Raw genomic sequence first — 17956 nt, forward strand, 5'->3', positions numbered from 1 at the left:
GCGCTGGAGTGGGGCCTGGAGAGCCGGCAGCCTCGACGCCGAGTACTCTAGGGAATGCGCCGACGGCAATGAATCAGACGAATCTCAAAGGAATTCGAGAAAATTCGTACATGTAAATCAACGCACGCACCCGCCGTTTCACTGGAAGAGATCGGACTTGATGCAGAACGTCAGCAGGGCCTGGTCACTGTCCACTTCCAGCTTGCGCATGGCGGCGATCTTCTGCGCGCTGACGGTCTTCACGCTGCGGTTGAGCACCCGGGCGATGTCGCGCACGCTCAGGCCCGAGACGAAATGACGGAGCACTTCGTACTCCTTGGTGGACAGGCTGGCGATGCGCCCCTCGACGTCGTCGCCGCCGGCCACCACGCTGTTCGGGTCCTGCATCCAGGCGCCGCGGTAGACGCGGCCGCGGGCGATGGCGTCGAGCGCCACGAGAATCTCCTCCGGATCGCTGCTCTTGGGTACCACGCCGGCCACCCCGAGGTCGTACAGGCTGGAGAAAATCAGGTTGTTGCTGAGCATGGTGTAGATCAGCACGCGGGTCCGCGGGAACTGCCGCAACAGGTAGCTGATCAGCTTGAGGCCGTCGCCGTAGTGCTCGTCGCCGGGCATGTTGTAGTCGGTGATGACGATGTCCGGCGAAAGCTCGCCGTACATCCGCACCAGTTCGCTGGAGTTGGCCGCCATGCCCACGATGGAGAAGCGCGGGTCCGCCTGCACCACTTCACGCACCCCCATCCTTACGATCGAATGATCGTCGGCCACCACGATTCTGAGTTTTTCCATAACTGTCTCTTGGTATGCGTATTGCCCGTCGCGGCGACGGGCCTTGCGTTCCAGCTTAGCCCTCACAGGCCGCCCAACGCTCTCCCGATTCGCGCCAGCAGGCGCGCCACCCGTGGATCGTCGCTCTGTACCCGTCCCTCGCCAAGGCCCTCCTCGAGCAACCGGCAACTGCGCACCAGGGCCTGCCCGCGCACCACCGCCAGGGCCCCGGCCATACGGTGCAGCGCCTGGCCCAGGGCCTGGACGTCGCCCTCAGCGCTGGCCTGCTCGGCCGCCTGCAGGTCGTTGCGCATGGTCTCCACGAACAGCTCGCGCATGTGCGCCGGCACCTGCAGCGCCTCCGGCGCCGGCGCGGCGGGCGCCTCGCTGCCGGCCCCGGCCCCGGGCCCGGCGAGCGGCGCCCGGGTAGCGGCGGCCAGGCCGCGCAAGGCGTCGTACAGCAGCCGCAGGCTCAGCGGCTTGACCAGCCAGGCGTTCATGCCCACCGCCTGGCAGCGCTCGCCCTCCTCGCGCATGGCGTTGGCGGTCACGCCGATGATCGGGATGTCCACGCCCCGCTCGCGCAACTCGCGGGTCAGTTGGTAGCCGTTGCAGCGCGGCATGTTGACGTCGGTGAGCAGCACGTCGAAGGACTCGCCCTCGAACTGCAGCAGGGCCTCCTTGCCGTCGCTGGCCAGGCGCACCTCGCAGCCCAGTTCCTCCAGCTGCTCGCGCAGCAGCACCTGGTTGATGGGGTTGTCCTCGGCCACCAGCACACGCAGGCCGAGCTTGCCGAAGCGCGGCGGCTCCGCCACCGCCGGCAGTTGCACCTCGCCATTCTGCGCCAGCGCCAGGGCCTGGGCGATGCCGCGCAGGCTCAGCGGGCTGACGCTCCACACGCCCCGCTCGTACTGCGGCTGGCCGGCGGCATCGGCCGCCACGCGCACCCGCGGGCCGCGCCAGTCGCAGGGGGCCAGGGCCTCGGGGAATACTTCCAGCAGCACCGCCGTCGCCTCGCTGCCGGCCGGCGGCTCGCCGGGCAACACCACGCAGCCCCAGCGCTGCAGCCAGGCCTCCAGGCAACTGGCCAGTTCGCGCAGCGGGCTGCGCAGGTACACCGGGCCGGGCTGCAGTTGCACGTCGGCCAGGGCGCCGCTGCCGTCGCTGCTGTCGGGCAGGCCCAGGAACAGCGAGAAGCTGCTGCCCAGGCCCGGCTCGCTGACGACCCGCAGCTCGCCCCCCATCAGCTGCGTCAGGCGCCAGCAGATGGCCAGCCCCAGGCCGGTGCCACCCAGCCCGCCCTGGCCGTCGGCGATCTGGAAGAAGGGCTCGAACAGGCGCGGCTGCAGGTGCTCGGGAATACCGATGCCGGTGTCGGTGACCTGCCATTGCAGCTGCACCTGCCGCCCCGAGCGGCCCAGCACCTTCAGGCGCAGCACCACGCGGCCGACGTCGGTGAACTTCAGGGCGTTGCTCAGCAGGTTGTTGAGCACCTGGCGCAGGCGCGCGGCGTCGCCGTACAGCCGTGCCGGCACCTCGGCGTCGATGCAGGCGTACCATTGCAGGTGCTTGGCGGCGGCGCCCACGGCGAAACCGCGCATGACCTCCTCGGCCAGTTCCAGGGGGCTGAAGTCCTCCTGGGTCAGCAGCATCTGCCCGGCCTCGATCTTGGATACGTCGAGGATGTCGCTGATCAGCTGCAGCAGGGTCGTCGAGGAGCCCTGGATGGCCTGCAGGTAGCCGCGCTGCTGCACGTCCAGGTCGGTCAGGGAGAGCAGTTCCAGGGTGCCCAGCACGCCGTAGAGCGGCGTGCGGATCTCATGGCTCATGCTGGCCAGGAACAGCGTCTTGGCGGCGCTGGCCGAGTCCGCCGCCTGCTTGGCGCCGGCCAGCGCATTCTGTGCCTGCTGGTATGCCGTGATGTCGCGGAACACGCACAGCAGCGCATCCTCGCCGTGGTAGCGGGTCGCCACGAAGGAGGCCTGCAGGTAGAGCCCGTCGTTGCGCAGGCACAGCTCGTTGTGCTGCCAGACACCGTCGAACAGCCGCCAGTCGCGGGCCAGGGCGAGGATGTCGGCCTCGCTGCCCAGCCACTGCGCCGCCAACTGGTTATGGATGACCAGTTGGCGGCCCTTGCAGCCCAGCACGCAGAGGGCCACCGGCGCGGTGTCGATGACCGTGCGGCTGAAGGCGTCGCTCTCCACTACCTGGCGGTGCGCCACGCTGGCCGGCCCCACCACCCGCCGCGAGTACCAGCGCAGGCAATACCAGCCGCCGGCCAACCCCACCAGCAGAAGGGCCGGCAGGCTCAGCAATATCCATTTCAGGTTGCGGAAGAACAGCGCGTAGCTGATGCCGTAGACGGCCACCCAACCGCCGTGCGCCTGGCTGTGCAGCTTGAACAGCATGCCCTCGGTGCCCAGGCTCAGGCCGTCGGCCAGCCTGGCGTCGCGCGGCGGGCCGAGCAGTTGCCGGCCATCCGGCGCCAGCAGGCTCAGCTCGCCGAACAGCGGCCGCGCCAGGGTCTGCTCGTAGTCGTTGATGCGGTTCAGGTCCAGCAGGCTGGCGGCGATCACGTGGCGCCGCTGCCGGCCCTCCCACCAGAGGCTGTCCGGCAGGTCGACGGTCACGTAGCCGAGCAGCGAGCGGCCGTCGCCGTGGTAGGTGTCGGCGCGCCCCCAGCGCACCTGGTAGTCCTGTTCCCCCGGCGGGTACTCGCGGACGCCGCCGAGCATCCGCTCGACCACTTCGAGGAAGGTGTCGCGGGCCAGCCCGCCGCGCCCGGGCGAGCTGTCCAGCGCCGGCACCGCGATGCTGGTCGCGCCCTCCAGGTCGAACACCAGCGACTGGGGCGCCGGGTAGTTGGAGGTGCTCCAGAAGCTGGAATAGAAGTTCGCCAGCATGATGCCAAGGGTGAAGGGCCCGGCAGAGTCGCCCTTCGCCGGGGAATGGTCGCGGGTGGCCAGGGCGAAGGGCATGGCGAAGGAGAACTCGCGGCCCTCGTAGACCTCCACCGGGCCCTCGCGCCATTGCAGGGTGAGCTGCAGCGGCACCACGTCCTGGTCGCGCCGGCGCGTGGCTTCGTCGCTCTGCCGGGCGATGCGTTGCAGGAACGCCTCGTGCTCGCGGATATCGCCCAGCAGGCGGGCGAAGTGGAAGTCGATCTTGTCCTGTTCTTCCTGCAGGACGCGCTTGATCGCCCAGAAGCTGATGCCGACCAGCGCCAGGCTGAGCAGCAGCAACCCGAACAGCCAGAGATTCAGGCGCTGCGAAGTCCTGGCCAGTTTGCCGATCGAGCCGTCGTCATGTTCCATGGTGCCGTTGGCCTCGCACACAAAAACATCCCGCGCATGATTCGCTGACTGTAGATGGGCCGCGGCAAGCCTGCGAGGGGGTGCCGCCACGGCGGCGCCGGAAAGGGTTCAGGGCGCCACCGCCGGACCGTCTTCGCGCAACAGGCGATCGAAGGCCTGGGCGCTGACCGCCTCGGAGATCAGGAAGCCCTGCACCCGGTCGCACTGCAGGCGCCGCAGCAGGCTCAGCTCCGCGGCGCTCTCCACGCCTTCGGCGACCACTTCCAGGCCCAGCCGCCGGCCCAGCGCCACGGTGCTTTCCAGGGCGGCGGCCAGGGCCTCGTCCTCGACGCTGCCATGGACCAGGGCGCGGTCGATCTTCAGTTCGGTGAAGGGCGTGGACACCAGGTTGTACAGCGAGCTGTAGCCCTGGCCGAAGTCATCCTGGGCCAGGCCGAAGCCCTTCATGCGCAGGCGGCAGGCGCCGGCATGGTAGCTGCCCGGCTGGCGCGTGGTGCTGCCCTCGGTCAGCTCGAAGCACAGCGCCGCCGGCTCGCCGCCCTGGTGGAGCACGAAGTCGGCCAGGCGATCCGGCAGGCCGGGATCGTCCAGCAGGTGCGGCGGCAGGTTCACCGACACCGGGATGTGGTAGCCCTGCTCGCGCCAGGTCGCCTGGGCCCGCAGCGACTGCTCGACCACCGTCCACAGCAGCACCTGCTCCAGGCCGTAGCGGCCCAGGTCGTCGATGAAGCTGCCGGGCAGCAGCAGGCCGTGCTCCGGATGCAGCCAGCGCACCAGTGCTTCGGCCGCGACTATGCGCCCGTCGCGCAGTGACTTCTTCGGCTGGAACCAGGCCTGCAGCTCGCCGCGCGCCAGCCCCAGGAGCAGTTGCGAACGGCTGAAGCCGGGCACCTGTTGCGCCGGCGAGGGCTCATGGCCCTGGCGCCGGCCGAGGCGCTCCAGCAGCCGGGCGATGGCCGCCGGCATCGCCGGCTTGGGAATCAGGTCGACCACCGTCAGGCCCAGTTCCCGGGCCGCCTGGCAGGCGCCGCCGAGCACGCGGCGCGGCGCCGAGCTCATCAGCGCCAGCTGCGGGCGGTACTCCAGGGCCGACAGGTGCTGGATCAGCTGGACGCCGTCCATGCCCGGCATCAGCAGGTCGCTGAGCACCAGGTCGAAGTGCTGGCGCTCCAGGCGCTCGACGGCCTCGGCGCCGTCGGCGGCCGCCTCCAGGTGGGCCACGCCCTGCTCGCGGAGCAGCTCCAGCAGGTACTCGCGCTGGAAGGCCTGGTCTTCGACGACCAGTACGCGATAAGGCAGGATGTTCATGAAATCTCCTTTGCCGCCGCCAGGCAGCAATACAACGAATCCAGGTCGACCGGCTTGAGCAGGCAATCGTCCATGCCGGCGGCGAGGCAGCGCTCGCGCTCCTCGCGCATGGCATTGGCGGTGGCGCCGATGATGGGTTGGTGGCAGCCGCGCAGGCGCAGCTCGGTGGCCAGCCGGTAGCCGTCCATGTGCGGCATGTTGAGGTCGGTGAGCACCACGTCGAAGCGCTCGGCGCGCCAGCGCTGCAGGCCCTCCAGGCCATTGCCGGCCAGCTCCACCTGGCAGCCCAGGGCCTCCAGCTGGTCCCTGAGGATCAACTGGTTGATCTGGTTGTCCTCCACCACCAGCACCCGCAGGCCATCCAGGTCGCGCACGGCCCCGGGCAGGCGCTCGCGCGGGGCGCCGCCGCCGTGGCAGCCCTGGGCCAGGCACAGGGCCCGGCTCAAGGCCTCCAGGCTGTGCAGGCCCACCAGCCAGTCGCAGCCCTGCAGCGCGGGCTGCAGGTGGCCCTCGGCGCTGAGCACCACCCGGCAGCCGGGCCAGCGCGCCACCGGCTGCGCCGCCGCATCGTGCAGGCGGACCTCCACCAGTACGCACTCGGCATCGGCCTCGGCCAGCAACTGGGGGGTCGCCAGGCGCGCCCGCGCGCCCCAGCGCACTATCCAGCCGCAAAGCGCCTCGCCCAGCTCACGCATGGGCGAGATCACCAGCACCGGCGCGGCCTCCAGCAGAGGCGCCGGCACCAGCGCGGCGACCCGCTCCAGCGGCAGGCCGAGGGTGAAGCTGCTGCCCAGGCCCAGGTCGCTGACCACCCGCAGGCGGCCGTGCATCAACTGGGTGAGGCGCTGGCAGATCGACAGGCCCAGGCCCGTGCCGCCGGCCTGGCGGGCACTGCCGCCGACCTGGTAGAAGGGCTCGAACAGGTGGCCCTGCTGCTCGGCGGCGATGCCGATGCCGCTGTCGATCACCTGCCAGGACAGCCTCAGCCGCCGCCCCTCCTCGGCATCCTGGCGCACCCGCACCAGCACCCGGCCGTTGTCGGTGAACTTCAGCGCGTTGCTCAGCAGGTTGTTGAGGATCTGGCGGATGCGCGCGGCGTCGCCGGATACCCGCAGCGGCAGTTGCGGATCGATGCAGCAGAGCAGTTGCAGGCCCTTGGCGCGGGCCGCGCCGGCGAAGGACTGGACCACCTCCTCGGTCAGTTCCAGGGGGGAGAATTCCACCGGCTCCAGGACCAGTTGCCCGGCCTCGATCTTGGACACGTCGAGCACGTCGCTGATCAGTTGCAGCAAGGTCGCCGAGGAGCGCTGGATCACCTGCAGGTAGCCGGTCTGCTGCTGGTCCAGGGTGGTGCGGCCGAGCAGCTCCAGGGTGCCCAGCACGCCGTACAGCGGGGTGCGGATCTCGTGGCTCATGGTGGCCAGGAACAGCGTCTTGGCGGCGTTGGCGGCATCGGCCAGTTGCTTGGCGCGGGACAGCTCGGCCTCGGCCTGCTTGCGCGTGCTGATGTCGCTGAAGGCGCAGAACAGCACGTCCTCGCCCTTGTAGCGGGTGGGCGTGTAGCTCAGGTAGAGGTGGCGCCCGCCATCCACCGCCAGCTCCTCGCAGGCCGCGCCGCCGTCCCCGGCGAAGGCCTGGGTGATCCAGCGCGAGGCATGCCGCGGGATCACCTGGCCGGCGTCCAGCCATTGCTCGGCCTGGGGGTTCTCCAGCACCACCGAGGCGTCGGCGCGGCGCAGCACGCAAAGAGCCACGGGCGCGGCGTGGATGACCGCGCGGGAGAACGCCTCGCTCTCCAGCAGCGCCGCCAGGCGTTGCTGGGCAGGGCGGATCAGGCGGTGGTCGATGCGCCGCCCCAGGCGTTGCAGCAGCAGGCCGGCGGCCATCGCCAGGACGGCCGCCAGCAGGATCGGCAACCAGAGCGCGGCCAGCAGCTGGCCCACGCCCTGCTGGTAGACCAGGGCCCAGTTCGAGCCCCCCAGGTGCTTGAGCAGGGCCACCTGCAGGGGGATCGGGCCGATGCCGATGAAGTCGAAGTTGTCGCTGTCCCACAAGCTGCGCAGGGCCCGGGCGTCGGCGCCGGGAGCCGCGGCGAAGGCCACCCGGTGGCGCCCGTCGAGCAGCAGGTAGTCGCCGGCGGCGGGCGTGCGCAGCGCCGCGTCCAGGTCGTCGCCGCGGATTTCCAGCCCCAGCCAGCCGGTATCCAGGCGCGTGAACAGGAACAGCCGGCCGAGAGGGTCGCCGGCATCGGACAGCCAGCGTATGCCCGGCTGCCCGGAAGTGGCCCGCGCCAGCGCCTGGAGCACAGCGCCCGGCAGCGGCGATTCCGGCTGGCCAGCCTCGTTCAGGCGGCTGACCTGGGGGGCGGCGCCGGGCATGACGTGGAGCAGCCCCAGGCGCTTCTCGCGCAATTCGGCCAGGTCCCGGTGGAACAGCAGCAGCGCTTGGACGGCGCCGGGCAGCGGCAGGAGTATCGGCGCCCGCGGCTCGTCCGGCCAGGCGGGCAGCTCGGCGCCGGCGGTGCGCGCCGCCACCGGCACCAGCCCCCGCGCCAGGTTCTCGAGCAGGGCCTCGTGCTGGCTGAAATACAGCTGCGCCTCGTACATGGCGGCGTTCATCTCGCGGCGGCGGATGGACACCTCATGGTTGAAGGCCATGCTCAGGGCGAACGCCAGGCTGCACAACAGGCACAGCAACAGTGCGCCGCTGAGCAGGCGCAGCAGCTTGCGGGCGGCGCTGGGGGTGGAAAAGGAAGTGTCCAGCGGCCGAAGGAATTGTCCTAACTTCATCCGGCCAGCTTGTAGGCACTGACCTCACTCTGCCATCAGACAATTCTAATTGTGATAGCCATCACAACACTGTGCTCACCCCTCCAGCAACCCGCTGGCCCGCTGCACCCGCCGCTCGATGGCCGCTTCCAGCACCCACTGGCCGCGCCCGGCGCTGGCCAGGCTGAACCAGCTGCGCGCGCGGGTGATGCCGGTGTACACCAGCTCGCGGGTGAGGATGGGGTTGAGGGCGTCGGGCAGCACCAGGGCGGCATGGCTGAATTCCGAGCCCTGGGACTTGTGCACGGTCATGGCGAACACCGTCTCCACCGCCTGCAGGCGGCTGGGCAGCACCCACTTGATGCCGCCGCGGCCGTCGGCGAAGGCCACGCGCAGCGGCCATTTGCGCTCGCCGGCCTCTTCCCGGGGCAGCGCCAGGGTGATGCCGATGTCGCCGTTCATCAGCCCCAGGCCGTAGTCGTTGCGCGTGACCAGCAGCGGGCGGCCGAGGTACCAGGCGCCGCCGTGGGGCTGGATCAGCCCTTCGTCCTGCAGCAGGTCGGCGATGCGCAGGTTCAGCCCGTCCACGCCCCAGGGGCCGCGGCGCAGGGCGCAGAGCACCTGGAACTGGCCGTGGGCGGCGAGCACCCGCGCGGCCCAGGCGTCGAAATCGGCCTGGGTGGCGTCCAGGGCCGGCCGGGTGTCGCGCAGCACCTGCAGGTAGTGGCGGTAGCCCTGGGGCGGCGCCACGTCCGGGCGGGCGGCGGCGTCGAGGAAGTAGCGGCCGCCGCCCTCCACCACCAGTTCGCGCAGGCCGCGGCTGTCGCGGGCATCCAGGGCCAGGCGCGCCAGGTCGGCGTAGCCGTGTTCCCAGACCGCGCGCATGGCCGCCACGTCGCCGGCGTTGACCGCCTCGGCGAGCTGGCCGATGCCGCTGGCGGAACTGAAGCGGTGGCTGTGGCGCAGCATGGCCACGGCCTGGTCCAGGGGCTGGCCCCGGGGGTCGAGCAGGTCGTCGTCGACGGGCTCGCCGCTGACCGCCTGCAGCCAGTCGCGGGTGGCCGGGCGGTAGTGGCCCTCGCGGGCGCGGCTGCACAGCTCGCCGAGCACCGCGCCGGCCTCCACCGAGGCCAACTGGTCCTTGTCGCCGAGCAGGATCAGCCGCGCCTTGTCCGGCAGCGCGCCGAGCAGCGCGGCCATCATTTCCAGGTCGACCATGGAGGCCTCGTCCACCACCAGCAGGTCCAGCGCCAGCGGGTTGCCGGGGTGGTGGCGGAACTGGCGGCTGTCCGGGCGGCTGCCGAGCAGGCGGTGCAGGGTGGTGACTTCCTTGGGCACCTGCTTGCGCACTTCCTCGCCGTTGGCGAAGGCGCCGAGGTCCAGGCGGTCCACCGCGTTGGCGATGGACTCGTTGAGCCGCGCCGCGGCCTTGCCGGTGGGCGCGGCCAGGCGGATGCGCAGCGGCCGCCCGCCCTCGCCGCCCAGGGCCAGGCTCTGCAGCAGCGCCAGCAGGCGCACCACGGTGGTGGTCTTGCCGGTGCCGGGGCCGCCGGTGACGATGCCGAAGGCGTTGCCGGCGGCCAGGGCGCAGGCCAGCTTCTGCCAGTCCGCCGGGGCGCCCGGCTTTTTCGGGAAGAGCGCATCCAGCGCCTGGCGCAGCGCGTCCACCGGCAGCGCCGCGCGCAGGGCCTCGCCGCGCGCCAGGCGCTGGTCGATGCCGGCGCGCACCTCGCGCTCGTATTGCCAGTAGCGGCGCAGGTACAGGCGCGGGCCGGCCAGCACCAGCGGCGTGGCGCCGGGCCCCTCGCCCACCAGGCGCGGGTCGGCCAGGGCGGCCTGCCAGGCGGCCAGGTCGAGGCCGTCGAGCAGCTCGCCCGGCAGCGTCAGCGGCGTACCTTCCAGCTCGCCGTCCGGCGGCAGCGACAGGGCGAAGCGGCTGTCGGCGAGGGTCGCGGCCAGGTCCAGGCACACGTGGCCGCGGCCCAGTTGGTGGCTGGCCAGGGCGGCGGCGAGGATCAGCAGCGGCTCGGCGTCGGGCGCCTGTTCCACCAGGAAGGCGGCGAAGGCACGGTCCAGCTCGCGCAGCCAGCCGCGCCCGGCCCACTGGCCGAGCAGTTCGAGCAGCTGTTCGCGGGTCATGCCGGCACCTCCTCGGCGGCGTGGCTGAACAGCGCTTCCAGCGCCTCCATCAGCGCCCTGGGTGGGCGCTCGTGGAACACGCCCTGCTCGCCGCCGCGCAGGAACAGGTAGAGCGCGCCGCCGACGTGGCGGTCGTAGTCGTAATCCGCCAGGCGCGCCTTGAGCAGGCGGTGCAGGGCGAACAGGTAGAGCGCGTACTGCAGGTCGTAGCGGTGCTCCAGCACGGCCGCGCGCAGGGCCTGCGGGGTGTAGGCCGCGGCGTCCGGGCCGAGCCAGTTGGATTTGTAGTCGGCCACGTAGTAGCGCCCCTCGTGTTCGAAGACCAGGTCGATGAAGCCCTTGAGCATGCCGCCCAGCTGCGTCGGCTGCAGCGCCGGGCGCGCCTCGCCGGGCAGCACCTGGGCGCGCACGGCGGCGTCCAGGCGGGCGCTGTCGGTGGGTTTCACGGCGAACCAGAACTCCATTTCCTTCTGGTAGCTGGCCAGGGCCGCCAGTCGCACCGGCGCGGCATCGGGCAGCGCGAAGCCGGCCTGCAGGTAGGCCGGCAGCCATTGCGCCAGGGGTTCGATCCAGGCTTCCCAGCCGCGCAGCTGGCAGCGCCGGGCGATGAGGTCGCGCAGGGCCTCGGGCTGCTGCGCCACGGCGGCGAAGCCTTCGTCGGCGGCCCATTCCAGCAGGCCGTGGAGGAAGCTGCCGGGGTTGGGCCCGCGCGGGAAGGCGTGCAGGCTGCCGGCGGCCGGCGCGGCCTGGGCCAGTTCGGCTGCGGCGCTGTCGGCGTCGCCTTCGCGCAGGGTGGCTTCCTCGGCGCTGATGGGTTCGCTGGCCGGCGCCGGCGCCTCGCTTTCGGCATCCAGGGTGGCCAGGGCGGAATAGCTGGCGATCCACCATTTCTCCGCCACCCGCCGCTGCGGCTCGCGGGCCTGGCCGAGCTGGCCGGCGCGGGTCTCGTCGTAGGCCGTGGCGTCCACCGCCGGCACGGGTTCGATGCGGATGCCGGGGCAGCCGCCGCCCAGGGCCTGCAGGCAGCCGGCGAAGCCGTCCAGGGCGATGGCCGCGCCGCCGCCCAGCAGGTAGCCGAAGGCGCCCTTGTGCAGCTCGGGGTTCTTCGCGTTGCCCGCCACCAGCGGCGCCACGCCCAGCCACAGGGCGTGGCGGGCGCGGGTCAGGGCCACGTAGAGCAGGCGCATGTCCTCGCCCAGGCGTTCGTCGTTGGCCAGGCGGTAGGCGGCCTCGGCCAGGTCCTTGCCGCGCGCCAGTTCGATCACCTTGCCGTCCTCGCCCTGGAAGCTGGGCGGCGTCTGGCTCTTGCCGTCCAGCTCCTTCCAGCTGCAGATGAAGGGCAGCAGCACCAGCGGGTATTCCAGGCCCTTGGACTTGTGGATGGTCACCACCTTGATCAGGTCGGCGTCGCTTTCCAGACGGAGGATTTCCTCGCTCGACGGGCTGGCCAGCTGTTCGGCCAGCACCCGCAGCAGGGCGTGCTCGCCGTCCAGCTCGGCGGCCTCGCGCTGCAGCCACTCGGCCAGGTGCAGCAGGTTGGTCAGGCTGCGTTCGCCGTCGGCGCGGCGCAGCAGCCGCGCCGGCAGCTCGAAGTCGGCCAGCAGGCGCCGCAGCATCGGCAGCACACCCTGCTGCTGCCACTGGCTGCGGTACTCGCGGAAGCGCATGAGCATGCCTTCCCAGAAGCGCTCGTCCTGGTTCAGCCGCTCCAGGGTCTGCCAGCCCAGGCCCAGGGTGCGGGTGGCCAGGGCGCTGCGCAGCAGGGCGTCGTTGCCCGGCTCGGCGCAGGCGCGCAGCCAGTGCAGCAGGTCGCCGGCCTCGGGGCTGTCGAACACCGAGTCGCGGTCGGACAGGTAGACGCTGGCCAGGCGCCGCGCCGCCAGTTCCGCGCGCACCGCCTCGGCCTCGCTGCGCCCGCGGACCAGGATGGCGATGTCCGCCGGGCGCAGCGCGCGGCCCGTGCCGTCGGCCTTGTACAGCCCGGCGCGGCCCTGCTGGGCCAGGCTCAGCCAGTGGCGGATGGCGCTGGCGGCGCTGGCGGCCATCTGTTCGCGGTACAGGCGGCTGCCGACCACCTGGCCGTCGTTCTCCAGTTGCCAGAGTGTCAGCGCCGCGGCTTCTTCGCCGTCGATCAGCAGGCGCTCGTCGCGGCCCTTGGCGGCCACCGCCTGGAACGGCACCGGGTTGTCGCCCTCGGCGGCGAAGCGAAAGGCGCCGCGCTCGTGGCCCTCGGCGAAGGCGAAGCAGTGGTTCACCGCCTCCACCACGGCGAGGGTCGAGCGGTAGTTGGTGCCCAGGGTGTAGTGGCGCCCGGCGGTGGCGGCGCGGGCGCGCAGGTAGGTGTGGATGTCCGCGCCGCGGAAGGCGTAGATCGCCTGCTTGGGGTCGCCGATCATGAACAGGCCGCAATCCCTGGGGTTGTCGGCGATGCGGTAGATGCGCTCGAAGATGCGGTACTGCAGCGGGTCGGTGTCCTGGAATTCGTCGATCAGCGCCACCGGGAACTGCTGGCGGATGCGCTCGGCCAGGTGCTCGCCGCCGGGGCCGGCCAGGGCTCGGTCCAGGCGCGCCAGCAGGTCGTCGAAGCCCAGTTCGGCGCGGCGCTGCTTCTCCGCCTCCAGGGCGCGGCTGACTTCGCCCAGGGCGTGCAACAGCAACTGCGGGGCGATGTCCGGCTGCTGCTCGGCGGCCTCCACCCAGGCGTCGATGGCCCTGAAGGCGGGATGCTCGGGCACCACCGTCCTGGCCTTCACCTTGATCCGCGTCTGGCCGAAGCGGTGGAGGTTTTCCGGCGCTTCGCCGCCCAGGCTCCAGGCTTCCAGCGCCTGCAGCCAGCCTTCGAAGACGGCGTCGTCGTCCTTGTTGCGGTAGCTGTTGCCGTTGAGCTGCGGCCGCAGGTCGACGAGCAGCTGGCGCAGGCCCTGGGCATCGGCGGCCCAGGCGGTGCGGGCCTGCTGTTCCAGCGCGTCCAGGCGGGCGTAGAAGTCGCCGGTTTCCTCCAGCAGCTCGCGCAACGAGCCGGGCGCGCTCAGCGGCTGGTCGGCGTAGCGGAAGCCGGCTTCCTGCTGCGCCAGCAACGGCTGCAGCAGGCGCGCCAGGGCCTCGGGGCCACCCTTGTAGATGTCGCCGACGACCTTCGCCGCCGGCGCCGGCAGCGGGTAGAAGTTGCGCCGCCAGTAGTCGCGCACCACTTCGGCGAGCAGTTCGCTCTGGTCGGTGATCAGGTCCTGGGTGAACAGGCTGCCGCTGTCGAAGGCGTGCTCGCGGAGCATGCGGTAGCACCAGCTGTGGATGGTCGACACGGCGGCCTCGTCCATCCATTCCGCGGCCAGGCGCAGCAGGCGCGCGCAGCCGGGCCAGCGCTCCTGCGGGTAGCTGGCGCGTAGCTCGACCAGCAGCGCGTCGTGCGCCAGCGCCGGCTCGGCGAAGCAGTTGGCGGCTTCGCCCAGGCGCGCGCGGATGCGTTCGCGCAGCTCCTGGGTGGCGGCGTCGGTGAAGGTCACCACGAGGATTTCCGGCGGGCTCAGCGGCCGGCCGAAGGCCAGTTCGCCGCCGTGGTCGAGCACCAGGCGCAGGTACAGCAGGGCGATGGTGAAGGTCTTGCCGGTGCCGGCGCTGGCCTCGATCAGCCGGCTGCCGTGCAGGGGGAATTCCAGGGCGCGCAGTTCGCGGCTCATTGACCTTGCTCCTCGTCGTCGCGGCGTTGCAGCAGCTGGTACAGCGGGCCATAGAGGGTCTCGGCCCAGGTGGCGAATTCGCCGCTGGCGCTCAGGCTGGCGAAGTCCGGGTAGACCCGCGCCAGGGCCGGCGAGGAAACCGCCTCGCCGGTGCTGCCGAAGCCGCCGTCGTAGCGCTTGGCCGCCTCGCTGGTGGCGCGGGCCTCGTCACCACCGGCACCCAGCCAGGCGAAGGCCGCCTTGCAGGCCACCGGCAGCGGCCGGCGCAGGCCTTCGAGCCAGGCGGCGATCAGCGCGTCCAGGTGGCCGCGGGCGGTGGCCGCCGCCAGCGGCGGCAGTTCCAGGGTGCCGGTCTGGCTGACCAGCAGGCTGCGCACCGGCGTGCCGCACAGTTGCAGGCCCAGGTGGCGCACCCAGTGGCGCACCAGGCTGTGCCACTTGTAGCCGCGGCCTTCGTGCAGCTTGCCGCTGACCAGTTGCAGGCTGGCCCACTGGCCCTCGGCGTTGCGCCGCAGGCCGCCGAGCCAGTCGCCCAGCTCCACGCCGCTGGCCGGGTGCCTGTGGATAAGCTCGCGCTGGCCTTCCTCGGCTTCGCTCCAGTGCTCCAGTTCCTCGCGGTAGCGCGTCAGCAGCTCGCCCAGCGGGGCGCTCAGCTCACGGGCGGAGAAGGCGCCGAAGGCCGCCAGCGGCAGGCGCCCCTCACCGCGCAAACGCGCCAGTTGCCCTTCGATGCGGCCGGGCAGTTCACCGTCGGCCCAGTGGTTCTCGATCCACGGGCGCAGACGCTCGCAGAGTTCGAACTGCAGTTGCCAGACCTGCAGGCCGTCGAGGGCGAAGGTCTCCTCGTCGTGGCCGGTCAGGTCTTCCTCGGCGAAGCGTACTTTCAGGCGCTGCTGGAAGAAGGCGTTGACCGGGCTGGCGAGGAAGTCGGCGAGCACCCGCAGGCCGATGGGCGCGTCCGGCAGCAGTTCGGGCAGCGGCGCCTCGGCCTGTTCGGCCGGTTCGTCGTCGCGGTGCACCTCGCGCCATTCGCGGGCGTAGGTGTAGAAGCCGTCGACGCCCTCGCCCTGCCCTTCGAAATAGCGGCGGCTGAAGGGTTGCAGCGGGTGCTCGGTGGTCAGCGCCTGCAGCAACGCCTTGCCGTCGCCGGGCTTGCCGGCCAGCGACCAGCCGGCCGCCAGGTGGTCGCGCAGCTGGCCGATCAGCACCGATGGCGGGCGCTCGCTGTTGTCGCGGATGCTCCGCCCGACCCAGCTGACGTACAGCTGGTCGCGCGCCGAGAGCACGGCTTCGAGCAGCAGGTAGCGGTCGTCCTCGCGCCGCGAGCGGTCGCCGGGGCGGTAGTCGTTGCGCATCAGGTCGAAGTCCAGCGGCGGTTGCTGGCGCGGGTAGTCGCCGTCGTTCATGCCCAGCAGGCAGACCACGCGGAAGGGAATGGCGCGCATCGGCATCAGCGTGCAGAAGCTCACCGCGCCGGCCAGGAAGCGCTGGTTCAGGCCGCCGGCGTCCAGCCCGCCGAGCCAGGCCTCGCGCACCACCGAGAGCGGCAGCGGCTCGCCGAAGGCGGCGCGCTCGCAGGTTTCCAGCCAGCGTTCGAGCAGTTGCAGCAGTTGCTGGCGCAGCAGTTCGTCGTGCTCGTCGCGGGTCAGGAAGAAGTCGTCGAGCAGCTGGCGCAGGCGCTCGCGCCAGACCTCGGGCGCGGCCGGCTCGGCCAGGCTCTCGCAGGCCGCGGCCAGGCGCTGCAGCAGGCCGGCCAGGGGGCCGAGCACGGCGGCGTCCAGCCCGCCGATCTCGGCGTAGGGCTGGATGCCCTGGAAGGCCTCGCCTTCGCCCACCGCGAAGCCCAGCAGCATGCGCCGCAAGCCGAAGCGCCAGGTGTTTGCCTCTTCGGCGGCGGGCAGGCCGAGGTCCTCGCGCTGCTCGCCATCCAGGCCCCAGCGCACCCCGGCGCCGTCGATCCAGCGCTGCAGCAGCGGCAGGTCGGCCTCGGCGATGCCGAAGCGCGCGCGCAGGGCGCCGACGTCCAGCAGGTCGAGGATCTCGCTCACCGCGAAGCGGCTGTCGGGCAGCTGCAGCAGGTGCTCCAGGGCCACCAGCAGCGGCTCGCGGCCGCGCTGGCCCTGGTCGGCCAGGGTGTAGGGGATGAAGCGCCGGTCGTCGCGCCCGAGCTGGCCGAACACCGCCTGGACGTGCGGCGCGTAGGCGTCGATGTCGGGGACCATGACGATGACGTCGCGCGGGCGCAGCGTGGGGTCGGCGTCGAAGCGCGCCAGCAGCTGGTCGTGCAGCACCTCCACTTCGCGTTGCGCGCTGTGGGCGACCTGGAAGCGGATCGAGTGGTCCCGCGCCGGGTCCGGCGCCGGCCATTGCGCGCGGGTCTCGGCCAGCGGGCGCAGTTCGAGGATGTCGTCCTGCAGCTGGCCGAGCAGGTGCGCCGGCGGCGCCTCGCTGAACAGGTCGATGCGCCCGCCGCTGACCTCGCCGAAACGGCTGCGGTAGCTCTCGGGGTTGTCGTACTGGTCGAGCAGGTTGATGTAGTCGCGGCCCTGCTTGCCCCAGGCCGCCAGCAGCGGCTGGGCGTACTGGTGCTGGAGGTCGTCGTCCAGTTGCAGCGGCACCCCGGGGCGGCGCTGCTGGCGGCGGTACTCGTGGCGCAGCAGGTCCTTGTCGGCGACGATGTCGGCCCAGTGGTGGCGGCAGGGGTTGTGCACGCACAGCAGCACCTGGGCGATGCGCGACAGCGCGGCCAGGGCCTCCACCGTCTGCGCCGGCATGGCGGAAATGCCGAACACCACCACCCGGCGCGGCAGGCCCTGGGGCGGCGTGCCTTCGCGCAGGCGATCGAGGAAGCGCCGGTGCACTCCGGCACGGCTGCCGGCCAGGCCGTCCTCGCCCACTTCCGCCAGCAGGGCGCGCCACAGCTCGGCCTGCCAGCGCTCGTCCTCGCCCAGCGCGCGGAGGCTGCCGCTGGCGGTGCGCAGCTGGTCGCGCTGCTCGCTCCAGTCCTCCAGCCAGTCGGCGCGGTACACCTGGTACTGGTCGAACAGGTCGGCCAGGCGCTCGGCCAGCTGGTAGCGCTTGCGCAGGTCGGCGTCGTCGGCGAGGAAGCGGCGCAGCGCCTGGAATTCGTCGCGCTCCAGCAGGGTCGGCAGCAGGCGCATCAGGCGCCAGGTGAGCGGCGCCTTGTCCAGCACCGAGACCTCCGGCACTTCGTCCTTGCCCAGCGCGCCACGGTAGGCGCGCCAGAGGAACTGCGCGGGCAGTTGCACGTCCAGCGCCGCGGTGATGCCGCAGCCGCCGTCGGCGACGTCGCGGCCCAGGGCCAGCTTCAGCCATTGGGCGATGCCGTTGCTCTGCACCAGGATGGTCTCGCTTTCCAGCGGCGCCAGCGGGTAGCGCGCCATCCAGGCCACCAGCAGGTCGCGCAGCGCCTCGGGGTGGTTGCCGTGGATGACCATCAGGCCGGGGCTCAGGGCTTCGCTCATCGTCTCTCCAGGTTTGCCGGTGTGCCCGGCATTTGAGCAGAAGCCGGGGTGGGTCGGGAGGTTTTTCCCACGGGGTGATTGTATCGGGGCGGGGCGACGTTCTGTGTCGCGAGGTTGGTCCCCGCCCCCAACCTAACCTTGTCATTCCCGCGAATGCGGGCCCCAGAAAAGATGTCAGGTTTGGGTGTAGCGCGCCGCTCCGAGCGCGTTGATGTTTCTCGTGTAGGGCGCATAACGCCTACGGCGTTATCCGCCAAATCGCGGACAAAGTTGCTCCTACGGTTTCAGGAAGCACGGACGTAGGAGCAACTGTCTATTGGGTTTGGGTGTAGCGCGCCGCTCCGAGTGCGTGGGTGTCTCTCGTTTCGCCCCCTCGGGCGAGTCACTTCTTTCAAACGCCAAAGAAGTAACCAAGAAGGCTTGCCCCGCATACGGGCCCGATGGAGCCGGGCTACCCTCGCGAACTCCCCCGCCACGGAGGCCCGCCCCGAGGGTAC

At 71.6% G+C, this 17956-nt stretch carries 7 protein-coding genes; all 7 read right to left on the reverse strand.

Annotated features, from left to right (window positions below; translation table 11 throughout):
• Positions 1-138: 138 nt before the first annotated feature.
• The 7 genes from DK254_RS28350 to recC all read right to left on the reverse strand — a co-directional run bounded on the left by DK254_RS28350 (position 139) and on the right by recC (position 17459).
• Positions 139-789, reverse strand: a complete 651-nt coding sequence (locus DK254_RS28350) for a response regulator transcription factor (protein WP_109936490.1) — start codon at positions 787-789, stop codon at positions 139-141.
• Between the two features lie 62 nt (positions 790-851).
• Entirely contained in the window at positions 852-4082 is a 3231-nt protein-coding gene (locus DK254_RS28355; RefSeq protein WP_109937329.1) for a hybrid sensor histidine kinase/response regulator, read from the reverse strand.
• Positions 4083-4190: 108 nt separating this feature from the next.
• A complete protein-coding gene (locus tag DK254_RS28360; protein ID WP_371921186.1) occupies positions 4191-5390 on the reverse strand; it encodes an EAL domain-containing protein in 1200 nt (399 codons plus the stop codon).
• On the reverse strand, positions 5387-8179 hold the full coding sequence (locus tag DK254_RS28365) for an ATP-binding protein (RefSeq protein ID WP_109936491.1): 2793 nt from the start codon (positions 8177-8179) through the stop codon (positions 5387-5389). Before DK254_RS28365 ends, DK254_RS28360 begins: the two co-directional genes overlap by 4 nt.
• Before the next feature lie 75 nt (positions 8180-8254).
• On the reverse strand, positions 8255-10297 hold the full coding sequence (gene recD, locus DK254_RS28370; RefSeq protein ID WP_109936492.1) for an exodeoxyribonuclease V subunit alpha: 2043 nt from the start codon (positions 10295-10297) through the stop codon (positions 8255-8257).
• On the reverse strand, positions 10294-13974 hold the full coding sequence (gene recB / locus DK254_RS28375) for an exodeoxyribonuclease V subunit beta (RefSeq protein WP_109936493.1): 3681 nt from the start codon (positions 13972-13974) through the stop codon (positions 10294-10296). The genes recD and recB overlap by 4 nt, the downstream gene beginning before the upstream one ends.
• Positions 13971-17459, reverse strand: a complete 3489-nt coding sequence (recC, locus tag DK254_RS28380; RefSeq protein WP_109936494.1) for an exodeoxyribonuclease V subunit gamma — start codon at positions 17457-17459, stop codon at positions 13971-13973. Before recC ends, recB begins: the two co-directional genes overlap by 4 nt.
• Positions 17460-17956 lie beyond the last annotated feature (497 nt).

The organism is Pseudomonas sp. RW407 (assembly GCF_003176655.1).
Lineage (GTDB): Bacteria > Pseudomonadota > Gammaproteobacteria > Pseudomonadales > Pseudomonadaceae > Pseudomonas > Pseudomonas delhiensis.

Bases quoted from the DNA above. Each gene is read 5' to 3' on its own strand.
- DK254_RS28350 (WP_109936490.1), bottom strand. From the start codon at position 789: ATGGAAAAACTCAGAATCGTGGTGGCCGACGATCATTCGATCGTAAGG.
- recB (WP_109936493.1), bottom strand. From the start codon at position 13,974: ATGAGCCGCGAACTGCGCGCCCTGGAATTCCCCCTGCACGGCAGCCGG.
- DK254_RS28355 (WP_109937329.1), bottom strand. From the start codon at position 4,082: ATGGAACATGACGACGGCTCGATCGGCAAACTGGCCAGGACTTCGCAG.
- DK254_RS28365 (WP_109936491.1), bottom strand. From the start codon at position 8,179: ATGAAGTTAGGACAATTCCTTCGGCCGCTGGACACTTCCTTTTCCACC.
- DK254_RS28360 (WP_371921186.1), bottom strand. From the start codon at position 5,390: ATGAACATCCTGCCTTATCGCGTACTGGTCGTCGAAGACCAGGCCTTC.
- recD (WP_109936492.1), bottom strand. From the start codon at position 10,297: ATGACCCGCGAACAGCTGCTCGAACTGCTCGGCCAGTGGGCCGGGCGC.
- recC (WP_109936494.1), bottom strand. From the start codon at position 17,459: ATGAGCGAAGCCCTGAGCCCCGGCCTGATGGTCATCCACGGCAACCAC.